This window comes from Terrimonas sp., assembly GCF_003075435.1.
In the GTDB taxonomy this organism is placed as follows: Bacteria; Bacteroidota; Bacteroidia; order Chitinophagales; family Chitinophagaceae; genus Agriterribacter.
Map to the genome: position 1 here is coordinate 12,471 of NZ_QCZJ01000024.1, position 20,063 is coordinate 32,533.

The 20,063-nt window shown below is 40.8% G+C and carries 14 protein-coding genes; 10 read left to right on the forward strand and 4 right to left on the reverse strand.

All coding sequences use genetic code 11. From position 1 onward, the window contains the following. Nucleotides 1-123: 123 nt before the first annotated feature. Both DC498_RS20320 and DC498_RS20325 read left to right on the forward strand, forming a co-directional pair. Nucleotides 124-1,401 (forward strand): Gfo/Idh/MocA family oxidoreductase, encoded by a 1,278-nt coding sequence (locus DC498_RS20320; protein ID WP_116876001.1) that lies wholly within the window; start codon nucleotides 124-126, stop codon nucleotides 1,399-1,401. 58 nt (nucleotides 1,402-1,459) lie between these two features. Further along, entirely contained in the window at nucleotides 1,460-4,855 is a 3,396-nt protein-coding gene (locus DC498_RS20325) for a DUF1080 domain-containing protein (RefSeq protein WP_116876002.1), read from the forward strand. A gap of 320 nt (nucleotides 4,856-5,175) precedes the next feature. On the opposite strand, the gene kdsA is transcribed toward DC498_RS20325, so the two are convergent. Next, nucleotides 5,176-5,997: a 3-deoxy-8-phosphooctulonate synthase gene (gene kdsA, locus DC498_RS20330; protein ID WP_116876003.1), complete on the reverse strand. Its 822-nt coding sequence runs from the start codon at nucleotides 5,995-5,997 to the stop codon at nucleotides 5,176-5,178. A 166-nt stretch (nucleotides 5,998-6,163) separates the two neighbouring features. Next, complete coding sequence (locus DC498_RS20335) at nucleotides 6,164-7,096, reverse strand: AraC family transcriptional regulator (RefSeq protein ID WP_133176919.1); 933 nt, start codon at nucleotides 7,094-7,096, stop codon at nucleotides 6,164-6,166. Between the two features lie 101 nt (nucleotides 7,097-7,197). On the opposite strand from DC498_RS20335, the gene DC498_RS20340 reads away from it, so the two are divergent. The 6 genes from DC498_RS20340 to DC498_RS20365 all read left to right on the forward strand — a co-directional run bounded on the left by DC498_RS20340 (nucleotide 7,198) and on the right by DC498_RS20365 (nucleotide 14,018). Then, nucleotides 7,198-8,721 (forward strand): sodium:solute symporter, encoded by a 1,524-nt coding sequence (locus tag DC498_RS20340; RefSeq protein ID WP_116876005.1) that lies wholly within the window; start codon nucleotides 7,198-7,200, stop codon nucleotides 8,719-8,721. Nucleotides 8,722-8,789: 68 nt separating this feature from the next. Beyond that, nucleotides 8,790-9,728 (forward strand): dihydrodipicolinate synthase family protein, encoded by a 939-nt coding sequence (locus DC498_RS20345; protein WP_116876006.1) that lies wholly within the window; start codon nucleotides 8,790-8,792, stop codon nucleotides 9,726-9,728. Between the two features lie 102 nt (nucleotides 9,729-9,830). Continuing rightward, nucleotides 9,831-10,922 carry a sialidase family protein gene (locus DC498_RS20350; protein WP_206197710.1) on the forward strand — a complete coding sequence of 364 codons (1,092 nt, stop codon included), beginning with the start codon at nucleotides 9,831-9,833 and terminating at the stop codon, nucleotides 10,920-10,922. Nucleotides 10,923-11,002: 80 nt separating this feature from the next. Then, the gene (locus tag DC498_RS20355) at nucleotides 11,003-12,292 is read left to right on the forward strand and encodes a hypothetical protein (protein ID WP_133176920.1); all 1,290 of its coding nucleotides are present in this window, start codon (nucleotides 11,003-11,005) and stop codon (nucleotides 12,290-12,292) included. 57 nt (nucleotides 12,293-12,349) lie between these two features. Next, nucleotides 12,350-13,240: a hypothetical protein gene (locus DC498_RS20360; RefSeq protein WP_116876008.1), complete on the forward strand. Its 891-nt coding sequence runs from the start codon at nucleotides 12,350-12,352 to the stop codon at nucleotides 13,238-13,240. A 139-nt stretch (nucleotides 13,241-13,379) separates the two neighbouring features. Further along, on the forward strand, nucleotides 13,380-14,018 hold the full coding sequence (locus DC498_RS20365; RefSeq protein WP_165813912.1) for a hypothetical protein: 639 nt from the start codon (nucleotides 13,380-13,382) through the stop codon (nucleotides 14,016-14,018). A 9-nt stretch (nucleotides 14,019-14,027) separates the two neighbouring features. Here the strand turns inward: DC498_RS20365 and DC498_RS20370 are convergent, their stop codons facing one another. After that, entirely contained in the window at nucleotides 14,028-15,896 is a 1,869-nt protein-coding gene (locus tag DC498_RS20370; RefSeq protein WP_206197711.1) for a six-hairpin glycosidase, read from the reverse strand. A gap of 122 nt (nucleotides 15,897-16,018) precedes the next feature. Here DC498_RS20370 and DC498_RS20375 point away from each other — a divergent pair, with 122 nt between their 5' ends. Further along, on the forward strand, nucleotides 16,019-16,345 hold the full coding sequence (locus DC498_RS20375; RefSeq protein WP_116876010.1) for an MmcQ/YjbR family DNA-binding protein: 327 nt from the start codon (nucleotides 16,019-16,021) through the stop codon (nucleotides 16,343-16,345). 327 nt (nucleotides 16,346-16,672) lie between these two features. Continuing rightward, nucleotides 16,673-19,042, forward strand: coding sequence for a TonB-dependent receptor (locus DC498_RS20380; RefSeq protein ID WP_116876011.1), 2,370 nt, complete (start codon nucleotides 16,673-16,675; stop codon nucleotides 19,040-19,042). Between the two features lie 92 nt (nucleotides 19,043-19,134). On the opposite strand, the gene DC498_RS20385 is transcribed toward DC498_RS20380, so the two are convergent. Then, nucleotides 19,135-19,905 carry an META domain-containing protein gene (locus DC498_RS20385; protein ID WP_116876012.1) on the reverse strand — a complete coding sequence of 257 codons (771 nt, stop codon included), beginning with the start codon at nucleotides 19,903-19,905 and terminating at the stop codon, nucleotides 19,135-19,137. Nucleotides 19,906-20,063: the final 158 nt, after the last annotated feature.

Sequence of the window (20,063 nt, forward strand, 5' to 3'; positions counted from 1 at the left end):
TTATCCTACAGCTTTTACCTTTTATGAAGCAGCTCTGCTGTTTTGAATCAAACGTTTGCGTAAACTTCAATCAATTTTATCGGTATTTTAGTGCTCTTATCACTAAACTTCTCATAAGCAAACATGAAATCAAAACAAAAAAACTCCCGGCGCTTTTTTTTAAAAAATACAATGGGCGCACTGGCGGCATTTACTATTGTACCGCGGCATGTATTAGGCGGTCAGGGATATCTTGCACCCAGCGATACGCTTACAAAAGCTATTGTTGGCGTAGGCGGTATGGGGCGTGGCCACATACCTTATGCAGGCACCAAAGTGGTAGCCGTCTGCGATGTTGATACAAGACATATTCAACTGGCGCTAGACGCAATGGGTGGAGGAAAAGGCGTAAAAACGTTTAGGGATTACCGGGAACTGATCACACTTCCGGAAGTTGATATAGTGCATGTGGCTACTCCGCCACACTGGCATGGTATTATAGCTTCCGATGCCGCAAGAGCGGGCAAAGATATATGGTGCGAAAAGCCAATGACAAGAACCATTGGTGAAGGCAAGCGCCTTGTGGAAGCAGTGCAACAATATGGAAGAATATTCAGGCTGAATACATGGTTTAGGTTTGAAGATAATTTTTACGGCATGAATACTACCGTTAAGCCTATTAAAAAACTGGTGGAAAGCGGTATGTTGGGTTGGCCTTTGAAAGTTACCGTGAGTAAACATACCGGGTTCGACTGGAAATTTTACTGGGTGGGTAAAACACATCTTGAACCGGAAGCCATTCCTGCAGAGCTGGATTATGAAATGTGGTTAGGACCAGCGCCATATAAGCCATACAACGCACATCGCGTACATACTACTTTCCGTGGTTACTGGGATTATGATGGTGGAGGTTTGGGTGATATGGGTCAACATTATATTGATCCTGTTCAATATTTTTTAGGTAAAGATGATACCAGTCCGGTATCGGTTGAAATAGATGCACCGCAGCAACACGACGATGCAGTGGGAACATGGCGTAAGATCACCTATACTTATGCAGATGGTTGCCAGATCATACTTGATGGCGCCGGCACTGAAGAAAAAGCGGCATATATAGAAGGTCCGAAAGGAAAAGTATATAAAGGGTTTAAATGTGATATTCCTGATTTTGAAAGAAAGCTTGCCGCATTTCCTGATCCTGAACCACAGGTTACTGATTTTATTGATGCAGTTAAGAACAGGAAAAAATTTGCATTGAATGAAGCAAACGGGCATCGCTCATGCACGATTGTAAATATGGGGAAAATCGCTTTGCAATTGGGACGCAGTCTCAAATTCGATCCTGTTAAGCAGGAGTTTATTGATGATGAAGGCGCAAACCGTTTGTTAAACCCGCCATTGCGTGCGCCCTGGTTTATTTAACTGTGTGCAATTGATATAAAATACATTTTGTAACCGAACGATAATAATAACATCTTTCATGCTACGTAAATTTTTATTCTTTTTTATAAGCTGTTCGCTCTGTGTTTCGCTGTATGCTCAAACTGACGATAACAGAACCGTTACTACCAAAATAGCAGACCTGCTTGCAAAAACGCCTGCAGAAGAAGCTAAGCAATTATTAACAAATGCAGAAGCTGTTGCCAATCTTGGAGAATCGGGTATTGCTGAGTTGGTGGCTGGTTTAAACAATGGAGGTGATGATACCAGGCTCCATTATGCCATAAACGGATTTTCATATTATGCTATCCAAACCGGAAAAGAAAACTGGCGTGCCCTTGCTGTAAAAGCATACGGACAGGCACTTTCAAAACTTACCAATAAAGAAGCACAGTTGTTTATCATTACACAGTTGGAGCATGTTGGTAAAGATGACGCCATTGCTTACCTGGAGCCATTTTTAAAAGACGAACGTTTATCAGACGCTTCCGCAAGAGCTTTAGCTACTATTAACACTGAAGCGTCAGGTAAGACCTTACTCCAGGCACTTAATGGAGCTAACGGCAATGCACAGTTGTCAATAGTGCAGGCCCTGGGCTATACCAAAAATACAGGCGCTTTGCCAGCGCTTTCAGGCTTTGTGGCATCTGGCGATCAGAAGTTAACTAAAGTAGCATTATATGCAATAGCTGAAATAGGAGATCCATCTTCTGCTAAAATACTTGCAGATGCAGCGGCTAAAAGCAATTACGGGTATGATGTTACCAATGCAACATTTTCTTATCTTTTTTTTCTTAATCAGTTATCAGCAAATGGCAAAACCGCTATTGCGGAAAAAGCTGCAAAGCAACTGCTCAAAAAAGCTGTGGCAGATAACCAGGTTCAAACACGTATAGCCGCATTGAAATTATTGTCGGGCATACAGGGAGACAATAACACGAAGCTGCTTACCGATGCTATGAAAGATAAAAATGCACAGTATCGTGAGGCGGCCTTATCATTCGCCCAATCTAATCTTAATACCGGCAGTACAGGAGAGTGGATAAAAACATTTAATAAATCAGGTGCTCCGGTTAAATCGGAGATCATAAAAATGTTTGGTAATAATAATGTTACTGCCGCTTTACCTGTTGTGCTGCAATCTTTGCAAAACAATGATGCATCTGTAAAGCTTGCTGCTATAGCGGCGGCTGGTAAAATAGGTCAACAGGAGGCATTGCCTGCACTGCTGGCACTGTTGAAGACGGCTGATGTTACAGATGCAGCCGCAGTTAAAACAGCTTTATTGTCGCTGAAGGGTGAAAACGTTACGGAGAGTGCAGGCGCGGCACTTGCTGATGCTTCTCCTGCAGGAAAAGCAGCTATAATTGATGTTTTAGGTGCAAGGCGGGATGATAAAAAGCTGAAGGATATAATAGGTTTGATAAACAGCGGGGATCCTTTAATAAGCACATCAGCAAGAAATGCTGTGAAGCAAATAAAGTCGCCCAGGCAGGTTTCCCAATTAAATCCATTGTTATTAGCTGCATCCAATGCGCAGGATGTTACCGATATCCAGGATGGAATGATCGCAGGCGTTTCTTCATTTTCCAAAGAAGAACAGCGTACAAGGTTGGTATTGGAGCATATGAAAAGGGCACCGGAAGATAAGAAGTACTTGTACTATCGGATATTGTCTGGCGTTGGGGGTAATGAAGCCCTGTCAACTGTAGCTGGTGCTTTTGTTCCTGGTAATAATGCAACAAAAAAAGCGGTGATCGATGCTCTTGCTGAATGGAAAGAAGGCGAAGCTACTACCCAAATCTACCAGGTACTGCAGCAGTCGGCACAAGGTGATTTTACAAAAGATGCGGTTGATGCATTTATAAAACAGATCAGAGCATCAGATAATACAGGTGATAATAAGCTGATCATGTTGCGTAATGCAATGGAGTATGCGCAGAATGCAGATCAGAAAAACAGGATATTAAGCGAGGTGGAAAAATGCAAAACTTTTCCTGCTCTATTATACGCCGGCAAATTTTTAGACGATCCTGCCCTGCAGCAGAAGGCAGCGTCTGCGGTAATGAATATTGCATTGGGCGATAAGTCAATATACGGCGATAATGTAAAGGCGTTACTTGAAAAAACAATTGCTGTTTTAAAAGGCTCGGAAAGCGAATATCAGAAAGAAGCCATACGCAAACATATTGCGGCAATGCCACAGGGTATTGGCTTTATTCCATTATTTAACGGTAAAGATTTAACAGGCTGGAAGGGCTTGGTTGCTGACCCTGTTAAGCGTGCCAAAATGGACGCTAAAACATTCGCGAAAGAACAGGTGAAAGCAGATGCAATAATGCGTGAAGGATGGAGCGTGAAAGATGGTTTGCTGGTATTTAACGGGCATGGAAATAATCTTTGCACAGAGAAGAAGTATGGAGATTTTGAAATGTATGTTGACTGGAAGATAACCAAAGATGGTGATGCCGGTATATATTTAAGAGGTACACCACAGGTGCAGATATGGGATACATCACGTGTGGATGTAGGTGCACAGGTAGGATCCGGCGGATTGTATAATAACCAGAAAAACGAAAGCAAACCGCTTGTTTTAGCTGATAATGCCATAGGCGACTGGAATACCTTTTATATTAAAATGGTTGGCGACCTGGTAACTGTTTATTTAAATGGAAAGCTGGTAGTAAATGGAGTGCCGCTTGAAAACTATTGGGATCGTAATATTCCGATTTTCCCTGAAGAGCAACTGGAATTGCAGGCACATGGTACATATGTTGCTTACCGTGATATTTATGTAAGAGAAATACCAAGACCCCAACCTTATACGCTTACTGAAGAAGAAAAGAAAGAAGGATATAAAATATTATTTGATGGAACCAACCTGCACGAGTGGACCGGTAATAAAACCGCTTATACCATTGAAGATGGCGCTATAGCGGTTTATCCAAAAAGAGGAGGTAACGGCAACCTGTACACGAATAATGAGTACGGTGATTTTATTTACAGGTTTGAATTTAAACTTACACCAGGCGCTAATAATGGCGTAGGTATACGTGCACCATTAAAAGGCGATGCCGCTTACGAAGGTATGGAAATACAGGTGTTGGATAATGAAGCAGATATTTATAAGAACCTGCAGCCTTACCAATACCACGGTTCAGTATATGGTATTATCCCTGCAAAGCGTGGCTTTCTTAAACCGGTAGGAGAGTGGAATGTAGAAGAGATACAGGCAATAGGTAACAGCATAAAAGTAACCCTTAACGGAACTGTTATTGTAGATGGTGATATTGCTGAAGCAACTAAAAACGGAACACCGGATCACAGGGAGCATCCTGGTTTATTTAATAAAACAGGGCATATTGGGTTCCTTGGGCATGGGGATATTTTGTATTTCAGGAATATCAGGATAAAAGACCTGGGTAAAAAGAAATAGTATTTGCAGAATACTCCTTAAGAGAGGTTGCCTTATAAAGGGCATCCTCTTTTTTAATGTCAGTTTCCCTGGGAAATCCCTTGCCTTAAGCGTTCTTTGTGGGGAAAACTGATCACAAAGCTCCACGAAGATTTCACAAAGAGCACGCAGTGCTGATGCTATCTGAAGTTGGTCATTTCTTTGGCAGGGTTTACCGAATTTACAAATCCTTCGCCCTACAGGCTATGGTAGTTTAATTTAGGGTGCATCCCAAATTTTCGCTACCAGCCGGTGTACCATCTACAAGAAAGTTAACATCCGTGAAAATTTAAAATGCATGCTTAAATTACGGACGCTCTTAACTTTAATAATTTCTTCAGCAGATCTTCCAGCAAGTCTAGCCTGAGCATATTAGCTCCATCACTTTTGGCAACTGCAGGATTGGGATGTGTTTCAATAAACAACCCGTCTGCACCCGTGGCAATAGCAGCTTTGGCTATTGTTTCAATTAATTGAGGGTTGCCGCCTGTAACGCCTGAAGTTTGATTAGGTTGCTGCAACGAATGCGTGCAATCCATTACCACAGGAACGCCATGTTCCTTCATCCAGGGTATGTTACGGTAATCAACTACCAGGTCCTGGTAACCGAAAGTAGTGCCTCTTTCGGTAAGAATAATTTTATCATTACCGGCTTTCCTGATTTTTTCAACTGCGAATTTCATTGCCGGCCCGCTCAGGAACTGCCCTTTCTTTACATTTACAATTTTACCGGTTTCTGCTGCTGCAATAAGTAAATCAGTTTGCCTGCATAAAAAGGCAGGTATTTGTAAGATGTCAATATATTTTGCTGCAGGCGCCGCTTCATCATGTGCGTGAATATCTGAGGTTGTAGGTAATGAAAATTTCTCTCCTGTTTTTTTTACAAGTTCCAATGCGTTTTCATCACCTATACCAGTAAACGAAGTTGCGCTGGTGCGGTTTGCTTTTCTGTAAGAGGCTTTAAATATATACGGTATACCGAGGTTTTTGCAGATGCCTGAAACGCGTTCAGCTACTTCGTTAATCAATGCTTCACTTTCCACAACACACGGCCCTGCAATAAGAAAAAAACTTTTGTCATTATAAGTCTGACCCTTAAACAGGTTTTTTAAAAATTGTTCCATGCGACAAAGGTAATGGTGAAAGGGCAATGGGCAATGAGCTTTCAGCCGTTAGCTACTAGGTATCAGCTTTCGCTATCAGCAGTGGTTGCAAGGTTACAGGTTTTTGAATGCTGACAGCAATCGCTATCGGCTGAAAGCTGATACCTGATAGCTAATTCCCCAGCCCCTACTTACTCTCTCTGAATTTCTTAGGCGATGTTCCCATGATCTGTTTGAATGATCTTGAAAAACTATACTGATCTGTATATCCCATCTCCTCTGCAATTTGCTTGATGGGCATTTTAGATACTTTTAATAACTGGCTTGCCTTCTGGATTTTTAATGAAGTATACAAATGGATTGGGGAATAATGTGTTTTTTGTTTGAACAATGCAGATAAATATGAAGCGGATACACAGGCCTTTTTTGCTAATTCATCCAATGTAAGATTTTCATGCAGGTGTTCTTTCATTATAATTATGCAGCGTTCAATAATATTATCCACTCCCTTTTTCATATAATTGAAAACAGTAAGTGTAAACGTTCCCAAAAAACTATAAAAGCGAAAATTAGCGTATAGTAAATTCTCAAGATTATCCATCAATTCAAGATGATGCATAATATCTCTGAACTGAGCCATGCGGCCTACCAGCGGAGGGGTAGTTTGCTCTATTTTTTTATCGCGAAGCAAATAATTATACATGGCTTCACCAATGGCTCCGTTGAATTTTACAAAATATAAACTCCAGGGTTGCGTATTATCTGTACCGAGTTGAAAATCTGTTTTCTTGGGTAAAACAATAAAGTGATTCGCTTTAAGCGTATACTTTTTATTAGCTATTTTGTACCAACCCTTGCCGCCAACACAATATACCAACACATAATCAATATTGCTTTTCAGTACATCTCTTCCAAAATAGTTTTGTTCATCATAAAAACCTATTTCAGTGATGTATAAATTTTTACCAATAAGGTGATTGTCGAGCTTACTACGCATTCTTGCGGGTAGTACCCAGGGTTGGTGGGCTGTAATAGGCTCTAACAGTGGCTTTTGCTGCATGGTACGTTTACTATTTCCAGGTATATTACAATCAAAAATAACATTAATTGTAAACTTCAATAATAATTTATGCTATTCTTTTTATAACAATTAACATTGCTTTCATTTTAAATTTGAATAACCTTTGAACGACTACGATTTAAAATACTGAAACATAACTGATGCAACATTTGCCCTTGATTGATTTGCTTGTAATTGGAGTTTATTTGCTGAGCATGATACTTGTGGGTGTGTATTTTTCCAGGAAAAATAAGAATGCGAACCAGTTTACAACCGCTTCGGGGAATATTCCGGGATGGGCTTTAGGGCTTTCTTTCTATGCCACTTTTTTAAGCAGTAATACTTTTTTGGGCGTTCCGGGTAAGGCATATGGCGGTAACTGGAATTCCTTTATATTTAGTTTATCAATGCCTGTGGCTGCATACTTTTCAGCAAAGTATTTTGTGCCATTTTACAGGAAGAGTGGTGAAGTAAGTGCTTATACACATCTTGAACATCGCTTTGGTGCATGGGCAAGAACTTATGCTATGGTGTGTTTTATGCTTACCCAGTTAACAAGAATGGGTTCTATATTTTTTGGTATTGCGCTAACCTTACAGGCGCTTACCGGAATTGATATGAAAACCATTATGATCGTTACCGGTATCTGCATAATAATATATACCGTTATGGGAGGCATGGAAGCTGTGATATGGACGGAAGTGGTGCAGGCAATCATAAAAACTGTCGGCGCTTTTGCAGTGTTATATATTGTTTTCAGCGAAATGAAAGGCGGTATAACTGATGTTTACCGTATAGGAATGGCAGACAATAAATTCAGTCTCGGGAGCTATAGTCTTACTGATTTCAGTACTGCTACTTTCTGGGTTATCTTTTTATATGGCTTTTTTATCAATCTCAATAATTTCGGAATGGATCAAAATTACGTGCAGCGCTATCATACTGCACGTACCGAAAAAGAAGCTGCAAGAAGTATATGGCTGTGCGTATACTGGTATGTACCTGTATCGCTGCTTTTCTTCATAATAGGTACCGCGCTGTATGCATATTTCAACCAGCACCCCGAATTGTTATTAACGATAAAGCAGCAGGTGGCAGCGGAAAAAAATGTTGATATCAATAGTTTAACGCCTGCAGATTATGGAGACAAGGTATTGCCATATTTTATGGTATTGAAAGTACCCAAAGGGCTGCTCGGCTTAATTATAGCAGCCATTTTATCAGCCGCAATGAGTTCCATCAGCAGCGGTATGAACAGTTGCGCAACTGTGTTTCTGAAAGATATTTATCAACGGTATATTAATCCGAATCCGGGTCCCAAAAAAGAAATGACCATCCTGTATACCGTAACAGCGCTTACAGGCATAATTGCCATTGTATTTGGTATTGCCATTATTGGAGTTAAGAGTATACTTGATCTGTGGTGGGAGTTGGCCGGCATTTTTGCCGGTGGTATGCTGGGGCTTTTTCTTTTGGGGATTATTGTAAAAAAGGCACAAAATGCTGAGGCTGTAACCGCAACAATGATTGGCATACTTGTAATTCTGTGGATGTCTCTTTCAAAATATTTTCCGCCGGAACTGGCACATTTAAAAAGCCCGATGCATGTGAATATGATTATTGTAATTGGCACATTAACTATTTTTTTGGCAGGGCTTCTTTTAACAAAATTAAAACGGAGGTGAGTATATACATGACTGCTGCATCCTCTATTCACTATACCTTATCATACTTTTAAAACGCAACAGATAATATGCCCAAGAAATTTGTTCCCGTAATGTTAACGCCTTTCACACCACAGGCGGATATTGATTATGATGTGCTGGAAAAGCTTATTGATTTTTACCTTGCATCGGGCGTTAAGGGATTATTTGCTAACTGTCTTTCAAGCGAAATGTATAGCCTGAATGAAGAAGAACGTATAAAACTTACCAAAGCCGTGGTAGATCATGTTGATGGAAGGATACCTGTGGTAGCTACCGGATCTTTTGGATTAACAATAGAAGATAAAGCGGAGTTTACAAAAAAGATATACGATACAGGCATTGAAGCTGTAGTGCTGATCACTTCTCATTATGCCAAAACAGGGGAAGATGATGATGTGCTTTTAAACAATTTTGAAAAAATGCTGTCATTAACAGGAGATATTCCTTTGGGATTATATGAATGTCCTGTTCCATATAAGCGTGTGCTCAGTGCAGAAATGCTGAAAACATTAGTGGATACCGGCCGCATGTTATATCATAAAGATACCTGTTGCGATGAAAAGCTGGTTGCTGAAAAGCTGCAGGCTATTAAAGGAAGTAAAATGCAGTTTTTTGATGCGCATACTCCCAATGCCGTATCATCAATGAAAGCCGGGGCGGATGGCATGTCTGCTATTGCAGGAAACTTTTATCCTGAAGTAATGTGCTGGTTGTGCGACAATGTAGATAATCCGGGAAAACAGGAAGAGGTGAAGTGGTTGCAGGAAGAATTGAGGAAAGGAGATATACCTGTTCATACTGCTTACCCTATGAGTGCAAAATTCTTTCTTCAATTGAGAGGCTTGCCTATACACGCCATCAGCAGATCACATGCATTAGAGCCAACGCCTGCTGAAAGAGCCGGTTTGGATAAATTATTACAAACAATGAAGATGTGGTGTGATAAGTTGGGTATTAAAGAAAAAGTTTACGAAAGCGTGATGTAAATTTAAGCGGTGAACCGATAGTCACAAGTGTTTAATATCTGTCGTTTCACCAATAAACCCTGATTAACACAATACAATACTCATTGTTCAAAATCATTAAAGATGACTGTATTAAAATACCTGCCTGTGCTATTATTGCCTGTCTTTAGTTATCTTTTTGTGATGCAGCAGGAGAAGAAAATAACAGCAGAAGCATCCGGACCTCCTTTTGAAACAGGTTTCTTTTTTGAGCAGGATAAATTCTTTAAAGAATGTCATGCTTCAACAATTGTACATTTAAAAAGCGGGCAGTTAATGGCTGCGTGGTTTGGTGGCGTTAAGGAAGGAACAGATGATGTTGCAATCTGGCTTACCAAAGGAACGCCGGGTAACTGGTCAACTCCTGTTAAAGTAGCAAAGATCCGTGAAGACGCGCACTGGAACCCGGTACTATTTCAATCACCGCAGGGAAGAATATTTTTATTTTTTAAAGTGGGAAAAAAAATCCCTTCATGGGAAACATGGTTTATCACATCTGATGATGATGGTAAAACATGGACAGCTCCAAAAGAACTGGTTGCAGGCGATAAAGGTGGGCGTGGCCCGGTAAAGAACAAGCCAATAATGCTTTCCAATGGAACATGGGTTGCCGGCGCATCGCATGAAGAAGGACAATGGGATGCATTTGCTGATTTGAGCACAGATAACGGCAAAACATGGACAGCTTCTTCTTATATAAAATTAGATAGGACCGCATTGAAAGGTAAAGGTGTAATACAACCTACGCTATGGGAATCTGCTCCGGGAAAAGTGCATATGTTATTACGCAGCTCAGATGGCGCGATATATCGCAGTGATTCTGAAGACGGTGCTAGAACATGGAGCGCCGCATATAAATTTGGATTGCCGAACCCCAACAGTGGTATTGACCTTACCCGTTTGCCTGATGGCACACTTGTAATGGCCTACAATCCTGATACTGCCAACTGGGGTTCCCGTTCTCCGCTTTCGCTCATTATTTCTTTTGATAACGGTAAAACATGGCCGAAGATACTGGATATTGCCACCGGCGATAAAAAGGATGAATTTTCATATCCTGCTGTTATCAGCTATGGAAATACAATTGCTGTTGCATATACGTGGAAGCGAAAAAATGTTGCGTATTGGATTGGCACAAAAGAAGCATTGCTGAAAGCAGCGAAGGACAGGAAATAAGTTTATAGTTTGTAGTTTATGGTTTGTGCATAAACTATAAACCACAAACTTCTAACCACAAACCATAAACCCTAAACCAAATGTTCTCATCATTATTTCTGAAAAGAATGTTGCCTGTAGCATTGGCATTCGGCACGGCATGGGCTGTGCGTGGTCAGATAGGGCATGAATATGGCGCTACATGGGCAGCCGCTATAGGTATTGCCTGTGTAATTGCATTATCCGGCAAACAGGATTGGATAGTCCGCATGCCGGTAATAGTAACGCTTGGCGCTATTGCATGGGGATCTGGAGGAATGATCAGCTATGGACAGGTAGTAGGCTATGGTCATGCGCCTGACTTTTTTAATACGAGCTATGGTTTGTTGTCGCTTACATTAATTGGCGGTTTATATGGTTTTATGGGCGGAGGTATTACAGGGCTTGCTATGGAATCGCGCCCGGATAAGAAAGTGAACTGGGCAAACGTATTTGTAGAAATGTTTGTTGGCGGTTTTTTATTCTGGGGATTTTTTATTTACCAGCTGGAATGGTTCATGACTCCGCCACGGTCAGAATTGTGGGCCGCATGTATGGGTGCATCACTTGCATTGGGCTGGCATATGTATCGTAATGGTTACGCACATGCGCTGCGTGTAGCAATGTATAGTTCTGTAGGAGCAGGTTTTGGCTTTGGCTTAGGTAATTTTCTGCAGCGTATGGGCCATGCTTCCGGCATTCATTTCAACTGGTGGAATGTAATGGAATACTCCATTGGGTTCTTTAGCGGATTAGGATTAGCGTACGCTGTCTTCAGCAGGAAAGACTGGCCCAGATCAGTTGCTGCAGATAAGGCAGCTAATGTAAGCAGCTGGATATTTCTAATAGTGCTTTTACCGGTTATTAATATTGTTGAAGCAGTAGGTGCGGAAAGATTATTTGACGAGGGAAAAAGCCTGGCAGTAGCCGATCCTGCTGCGTTTTCGTTGCAGTGGCGTATAGCGGTGTGGGTATTATCGGGTTTATTTGCGCTGGTGATATTTTATCTGGTTAAACCAGCCGGTGCAGGCCTGCTTACGCAAAAGAAATCTGAGCGGTTTGTATTGCTGTATTTGTTGTGGTATATACTTATCAGCAATATTGTTAGCGCTGTATGGTTAACGCCAACATTCAGTTCACAGCATTTGTATTGGGTAAACTTACTTATTGTTGGTTTTATGCTGCATAAAAATGAAAAGGATAATCCTTATACAGGTTATGAAGCATCTCCCCGTTATGCACCTAATGTTATTAAATTGGCTTCTTTATGTATACTTATCATACTGGTATTAAGCTTTATTGCGGTATCAATTGATTATACCCATCCCCAGGGAAAATTAAGATTTGAGTAAGATTCACAGGATGATAACATAATCATCTTTACTTTTGTTTAACTAATTTTTGTAAAGATGTCGTCTGCAGAATTTGAAAAAGCGAAAAATGTAAAAGCAGGAACCCTTACGGGAGTGATTTCCGGGCTTTTGCTGTTATTCTTTTTTCTTGTTTCATGGTCTGTGCCGGTTCCACCACCGCCGCCTGTTGAAGAAGGCATGGAAGTGAATCTGGGCAACAGCGATGATGGTTCAGGAGATGTACAGCCTTTAATCCCGGGTATGCCTGCCGCAGCCGAAAAGGAAGTAAATACTCCACCTAAGGCTGCCAATACGCCTGTGCAGGATGTGAAAGCGGTTGAAACAAATGATGACGATGAGGAAGCAGAAGATGTGCATGTACCAAAGCCTAAAGTATCTAACCCTAAGAGTACAAATATCCCCACAAAAGAAAATACTACTACCGCAAAAGCGCCGGTTACCAAACCACAGGTAGTTGAAAATCCCAAGCCTGCACCTCCAAAACCTAAAGCCACTTATAAGGGTGGTGATGGAACCGGCCCCGGGGGTAATAATGCCGATACATGGAATGGCAGCCGCAGCGAGGGCAATACCACAGGCTCAGGTGATCGTGGTAAAATCAATGGCGACCCCGACTCCAAAAACTATGATGGTTTTGGCGGCAGTGGTAACGGTAGTGGTTACACGATACAAGGTAACCTGCGCGGTCGTAAAATTGTTCGCCAGCCTTCTTTCCAGGATGAATTTAATGAGAATGCAAAAGTTGCTGTTGATATTTCTGTAGATGCTTCAGGCGCTGTAACCGGAGCTACATATCAACCCCGTGGTTCTACAACATCCGATGCCAGTATGAAGGAGATTGCTATCCGCAAAGCAAGACAATTAAAATTTGCTGCAGGAAGTGAAGACCGCGGAACAATTATCTTCAATTTTAAGGTGACCAATTAGATAGTCAGGTTAACCAGTGTTTTTATAGTTTCTACTTCCTGATCCTGTATTTAAAAGTAGCTGCATTGTAATACTTTCTGTAATAACTATACAATTAAATTATCTTTTGGGATTTGCATAAAGCAAAGTAGCTTAGCCTATGTTACTTAAGAATTCACCAATAAGATATATCATCTTCATAATAGTTTGCATTATATGTGTGCCGGTTTATTCTCAAGACTGTGAAAAGCTTGAACGTGCATCTTTCTTTAAAAACATAAAACACGGTCACCCGATACCAAAAGATCTTATACAATGTGCCGGAATTAATGGTTATACACCCGGGCAGCCCGGTCAATATTTAATAGAATATGATAAACTGGAGAGAGGTTGTAAAAATAAAAATGCCGGACTGTTTGATTTTATGAATACACATTTTTCTTTTGCAAATATTTATACTGATGACAAGGGAAATGTAAATACTATAAGTTTATATACCTTTTTTGATGATAACCGAAAAGACGCTGTAATTCTGAACCTGCCGGATAATTTCACGCATATTTACAATAAGCTAACCGCGCTTTATGGCAATTCTATATTGATGAGTTACCCGGCACAATCAGATACCCTGTTTATAAGAGATTTAGGATTACAATATTCAAGAGGATGGGAATGTAACGATATGATCATACGATTAAATGTGAGGTATGGCTCAAGAGTGAAAAATCTTAATGTGCTTGAAGTTCAAATAATAAATGGAATATATCTTCCCCCGGAAGTTGAAATGCTGGAACAATAAGAAGTATATTTATCCATTAAGCCTTATATCATCTATATAAAAAACTGCCTTTTCAACTTTTTCATCTGCACCTGGTAATGGAGGCTCCGGCTCTTCATTAGGTGTTGTGCGGGTTGGTAAATTCCTGTATGCTCCTGTACGAAAGGAAATACGCTCCACAGATTTCACCGCTTCAGCTAATTTAATAGCTGATGCGGCTTTCTTTCCATCCACATATATATCATAATGCCCTTTCAGGGATGCATTAATAACAAGCCGGATATCATACCATTTTTGAGGCTGGTATTGTTGAATTGTTTTTGTTTTACTGCCATCTGAAACAGTAATTTCTTTAGCGGGGCTGAAGCTGATACGAACCGGCCGGTTTCCATACTGATCGGTGATATCAACTGACAATTCACTATTGTTATTCTGATCTGTGTACATCCGAAACCGGATATCAGCATTGGTTGTTTCTTTAAATACCCTTATAGCCCTTGCATAATCATAAGGATCTTCATCAGCCAGTTTTAAACTCTTATTTCCGTTGCCGGGAAAATCAGCAACAGACACGGCAGCCCATTGTGTTGAGTAAATATTCCAATCCGGAATCCTGCCTCCTGGTGTTAGTGCATTAAAATTATCATTCACAGGTGTAGATATTTTGTATTTAACCGGTACCTGTATCCGGCTGATCCACATGTCTTCTTTGTTCATACTATACGATAGCCACATATCGTTTCCCGGAGGGTTCCCGTTTCCCTCAGCAATTCCACGCATATAACAGGGGCCAAAGTCTTTCCATCTTCCATAAAATCTTCTTGGCGGAACTTCGCCCTGCACGAGTAGCATATCGTCAAAAATAATTCCATCATTGCTTGTGATAATAATAAGCGGATACCTGTATTCCGAATTGTCAATCGGGTTATAGCACATGGCATACCTGTTGTCTTCGGTGCGTTGTCCCCAGTTTTTACCGCCGCTCATTATAAGCGTAGGCACTTTTACCGGAGAAAAAGTCTGCCCTTCATCATCTGACAATGCTGCCTTCGATTTTTTCCATAACATTACCAGCCTGCCATCCTTCCGGTGAAAATAAGAAAGTGCAGAAAGATGATCGCCGGTTCTGTTCTTTGCATATAATGTGTCCCTGTCATCATCTTCATCCCGCCACTGTAATGTTTGCAGCCTGTTATTTAATAAAGCTTTACATGCGGCAACAAAGCCTGTATCGCTGGAACTTGTATAGAATGGATATGAAGTATTTGTTTCATTCCATTGAGCATGGGTTTCATATTTGATAAAGAAAATATCACTTAATTTTCCGTCTTTGTAAATTTCTCTTACTACCCGCCCGATACCGCCTTCCTGGAATGGATCTTCAGCATGTCCACAAAAAGCCAGCGTGAGTAAACGACCATTGGGCGCTGTATAAAAGCCCATACGCTGATGCATCATGTAGCCGCTGTATCCTTTAGGTACGGTTACTCCCTCAGGAGCTTTGTAAGGAGGAAATATAATTTGTGGTGTTTCCCAATGTCTTCCATCTGTAGAGGTCGTAAGCAGCGTTTGCCCGGGGGCTATATGTTCGTCAACAGGATTACTGAGATACTGGAAATAGAATTTTCCGCCCCGGTAGGCAAGATCCGGCGCGTGATTGTACGTCCAACCAGAATCTGTAGCAATGGTTGTATATTTCCTGTTTGCACGCATCACCTGTATATGTTCTGTTCCTATCGCATACCTCAATCTTCCTTCATGCACTGAAGGGTCAATGGTTACGCCACCAACATAGCGAACAGGCTCTGAGGCAGAACCCGTTTGAGCCCATAAGGATAAACAAATACATACTACAAATAATGACAGTACGATTTTTTTTAACCAGACAAAGAGTATCATGCTATTATTTTGTTGAAGTGAACAAGCCTGATATTAAGAGAATACAGACATAGCAATATACTACGCTTTACCTGTTGATAATTTACATTGGTTCTTATGCTTACCTTCGCCCAAAATATTCAATGAACGTAGAGCAGATACGGGAATATTGTCTCTCAAAAGATGATACAGAAGAATCACTGCCTTTTGGGCCTGATGTAGTTGTATTTAAAACAGGCGGGAAAATATTTTTGTTATTATCGCTTGATACAAGCCCGGTTCAATTCAACGTAAAATGTGATCCTTCTGTAGCCGAAGAGCTGAGAGCACAATACGACTGTGTATTGCCCGGGTACCATATGAATAAGAAGCATTGGAATACTGTTATGGTAGATGGTTCTATCTCCGCTAAACTTCTCAGGGAATGGATTGATCATTCATACAACCTGGTAAACAGGAAGAAAAAATAAAATAGCTGATAAAATATATTGTTGTTAAAAAGGAAATCAAGGTCCCTTTAACTGGTTGGCTATAAGCTTTTTTAAGCCGGTATATTGTTTTTTATGATCATTTATTCATTCATTGATAAACCTGAATAAGCCAGCCCTCTTTCCTTTTCTCGAAAATAAATATTCCCGATTTCGATAATGTGAGAGAAAAAATCCCATCATTTTTGTTGACGGTATTCCTGATTATTAAACCAGCCGGGTATAACGCCTGCTAAGTTTATTTATTTGTTTCAGTAAGATAGCTTTTGAAAAGACACTCATTTAACAGAACCAAAACAACCCGGTTATATGAAGAAAAAAGCATCTCTGCTCTTGTGTTTTTCTATTCTTGCTGCTGTTCTCCAGGCACAAAGCGACAAAGGAAATATTGAAGGTCATATCATCACTTCTGATGGAGGGCCGGCTTCTTATGTTAGCGTATTACTTAAAGGGGATAAAAAGGCAGTAATTACGGATAATGAAGGAAAGTTTGTACTTACCGGAATTAAGCCCGGCAGCTATACGCTTCTGGCAACACTGGTGGGCTACAATCCTGTTGAAAGGCTGGTAGAAGTGGAAGCTGGTAAAACGGCTCACATATCGCTGCAGATAAATGCTTCTGAGCGGGAGTTAAAAGAAGTGATTGTAAATGCAAACCGAAAGTCATATATAGCTGAAAAACCTTCTGCTTCGCTGCGTTTAAATGCCCCGCTCATTGAAGTACCACAGAATATTACTATTGCAACCAAGCAATCACTGCGCGATATGGGACTGCTTTCCAAAACAGAAATTTTCCGTTTGTCGAGCGGTATTACAAGAAGCTATGGAGGCAGCATGGATATGACTGTACAGATAAGGGGAACCAATGCAACTTATGGCACATACAGAAACGGGATCGGTGGACCCATCTGGTGGAACGCCCAGGAGGATGCATCGATGATTGAAAGGCTTGAATTTGTAAAGGGTCCTGCAGGATTTATGCTTGCAAATGCAGAGCCCGGAGGATTGATCAACACCGTAACAAAGCAACCTACACACCAGCAAATTGCGGAAATCGGTTTTGGGGTAGGTAGCTGGAACATGATGCGTACCAATATTGATTTGGGTGGTGAATTTAAAAAGGAGGGAAAACTAACCTACAGGCTAAACGCCGGTGTGCAAAAGAATAATGAGTTTTACCAGTTTGGCAGGTTCAACCGCTTTTTTGTTGCCCCGGTTTTAAAATACGAATTCAGCGAAAATACCAGTCTTACAGTTGAACATAATTATGTAAAAGCAAAGGCGCGGGAAAATACACATTCTATGATGTCTGTTAATGGTGACCTGTGGGCTGTACCAATAAATATTGCCATTAACGATCCCAATAACCCGATGTGGGGAGCGGCTGATATTTACAACCGCGTTTACCTGCAACACAGGTTTAATGACAACTGGACGATGAATGCACAGGCTGCTCATATGACTACTTCATGGGGAGGCACTACGTTATATCTTGAGGGATTATCACCTAATAAAGATTCGCTATATCGTTACCTGGCGCAAAATGACTGGTGGGGGCGGTTATCAAACGTTCAACTCTTTATTGACGGTAAATTCAATACAGGTAAAAAGATTGAGCATAAAGTACTACTGGGTATTGATTATGGTGATGGGGCAGAAGGCAGCACCTATGGTGATCATTGGGGAGAACCGGAAAACCGGTATCCTTTATCAATTACATCTCCTGCTTATTATTTGCCAAAAGACACATTGGTTTTTGAAGGAGATAAATATTCCTGGCTTACCAGCAACACATGGCAGGCTGTTTACGTACAGGATCACATTAAAATGTTTGATAAGCTAATTGTTACGCTTGCCGGAAGATTTACGCAGCTTACTACAGGGCAGGATTGGAATACTCCCGATGACCCTGCTTACGAGGTAACGGATAATAAATTCACGCCAAGGCTTGGGCTAACATATATGTTCACTCCAAACATTTCTGCATACGCTTTGCATGATGAAAGTTTTCTTTCACAAAGGGGTGCCATATTCGGAGGCGGAAGATTACCACCCTTAACCGGCCGGAATAATGAACTTGGGGTGAAAGCTTTGTTCTTTAATAAACTGCTTTCCGTAACAGCATCGGTATATGATATTATAAAGAATAATGTTGGAACCAGTGATCCCATACACCCGGGCTTTTATTTAAAAACAGGGCAGATCAGGAGCAGGGGAGTAGATGTTGATATTGCGGGCAAGGTGAATGATAATTTATACATCAATGCCAATTATTCATACGTAGATGCTAAAATTACAAAGGATGAAGACAAAACGCTGATAGGAATGGTAAACAACGGAACAGCCAAAAATCTTGCTAACGTATGGCTTAAATACCAGGTGAATGATGGTGCATTAAAAGGACTTGGCTTTGGTGGAGGGATGCAGTATACGGATAAACGAAGTGGAACCTGGCCGGGTTACAGCACAACCGATGGTAATAAATATTTGCCGGCATACAGCGTATTCGATGCAACTGTTTCTTATACACTCGGCAGGTTTAATATTGCACTAAATGTATACAATTTGGCAAACAGGAAATATGCAACCAGCGGTTCATGGCAGCCTGATATACAGGAGTGGTATTTTGATATAGAGCCGCCCCGTAATTTCCGGTTAATGACCACTGTTAGATTATAGCAATACTGATTGTTATCCGGGCTTATTACAAAAATGCCGCGTGTCGTTATTGATACCCGGCATTTTAATTGATCATCATCTGTGAAGTTCTTTTATCTCAAATACACAGCCTGGAATTTGGCCAGCGGAGCCATACGAGCCTTTGTTACGCTGAGCGTATCACCACTGATCATGTAAGTATCAATTTTATTTAAAACCTGGTGAAGCATTGTTTCGGTTTCCATACCATTCATACAGGCCATTCTTGTGCTGATAGCCTGTGAGAGCTTTATTTTTCCATTGCCTGGTAAAGTATAGGTGCCTGAAAAATTATTACAGCTTCCATTGCCCAAAAAGCGGTTGTCGAAAGATTTAAAAATGATATGAGGTTCTTTGTTTAGTTTGGTAGTATCAAGTGCTTTTCCATTGAGCTCAATCAGTTTCCAGTATTTTTCAAGTAAAGGATCAGAAAGCTTTTTAAATGATATGGCGGTAGTAGCTCCGCTGGGATCAAGCGGCGCTATGCTGCCTTCCCGTACCTGGTATTTTGCATTATCGATAGTAATGGTATTGCCATCTGCACCCCAGTTAATATTTCCTTTTGTTTCTGTTGGTTTCCCGTTTCCTTTAATGGTGGTTTCAGTACTGTAGGTATTGTTACTGTTTAGTTGTATAACTGTTTGGGCACTGTCGTTGCCTGAAAGCACTATGCCGGTGTATACTCCGTTCCAGTCGAGAGAGTTCCTGGAATTATGGGTAGTATCTGCCGGAGCACTTACACCTGACGGAGCTGTTGCAGCATCATCTGCTGTTTTATTATTGCTGTTATTATTGCATGAAGCCATTAATATAACCAGAACTATAAGGGAGATATTTTTTTTCATTGTATTGCTTTTTAAGATTTACAAAGGTTTATTTATAGCTAAACAGAACGTATAAATAAAGTTACATGCTTCTTTTTTGATATTTTCGGTTATGCCCTGGTGCAGGTAAACGTTAGGGCACGGATGGTTATAACAAGTTAAGCACTGTTGCGTAAAAA

Coding starts and splice junctions, on each gene's coding strand:
- DC498_RS20320 (WP_116876001.1), top strand. CDS start 124: ATGAAATCAAAACAAAAAAACTCCCGGCGCTTTTTTTTAAAAAATACA.
- DC498_RS20325 (WP_116876002.1), top strand. CDS start 1,460: ATGCTACGTAAATTTTTATTCTTTTTTATAAGCTGTTCGCTCTGTGTT.
- kdsA (WP_116876003.1), bottom strand. CDS start 5,997: ATGGAACAATTTTTAAAAAACCTGTTTAAGGGTCAGACTTATAATGAC.
- DC498_RS20340 (WP_116876005.1), top strand. CDS start 7,198: ATGCAACATTTGCCCTTGATTGATTTGCTTGTAATTGGAGTTTATTTG.
- DC498_RS20345 (WP_116876006.1), top strand. CDS start 8,790: ATGCCCAAGAAATTTGTTCCCGTAATGTTAACGCCTTTCACACCACAG.
- DC498_RS20350 (WP_206197710.1), top strand. CDS start 9,831: ATGACTGTATTAAAATACCTGCCTGTGCTATTATTGCCTGTCTTTAGT.
- DC498_RS20355 (WP_133176920.1), top strand. CDS start 11,003: ATGTTCTCATCATTATTTCTGAAAAGAATGTTGCCTGTAGCATTGGCA.
- DC498_RS20360 (WP_116876008.1), top strand. CDS start 12,350: ATGTCGTCTGCAGAATTTGAAAAAGCGAAAAATGTAAAAGCAGGAACC.
- DC498_RS20365 (WP_165813912.1), top strand. CDS start 13,380: ATGTTACTTAAGAATTCACCAATAAGATATATCATCTTCATAATAGTT.
- DC498_RS20370 (WP_206197711.1), bottom strand. CDS start 15,896: ATGATACTCTTTGTCTGGTTAAAAAAAATCGTACTGTCATTATTTGTA.
- DC498_RS20375 (WP_116876010.1), top strand. CDS start 16,019: ATGAACGTAGAGCAGATACGGGAATATTGTCTCTCAAAAGATGATACA.
- DC498_RS20380 (WP_116876011.1), top strand. CDS start 16,673: ATGAAGAAAAAAGCATCTCTGCTCTTGTGTTTTTCTATTCTTGCTGCT.
- DC498_RS20385 (WP_116876012.1), bottom strand. CDS start 19,905: ATGAAAAAAAATATCTCCCTTATAGTTCTGGTTATATTAATGGCTTCA.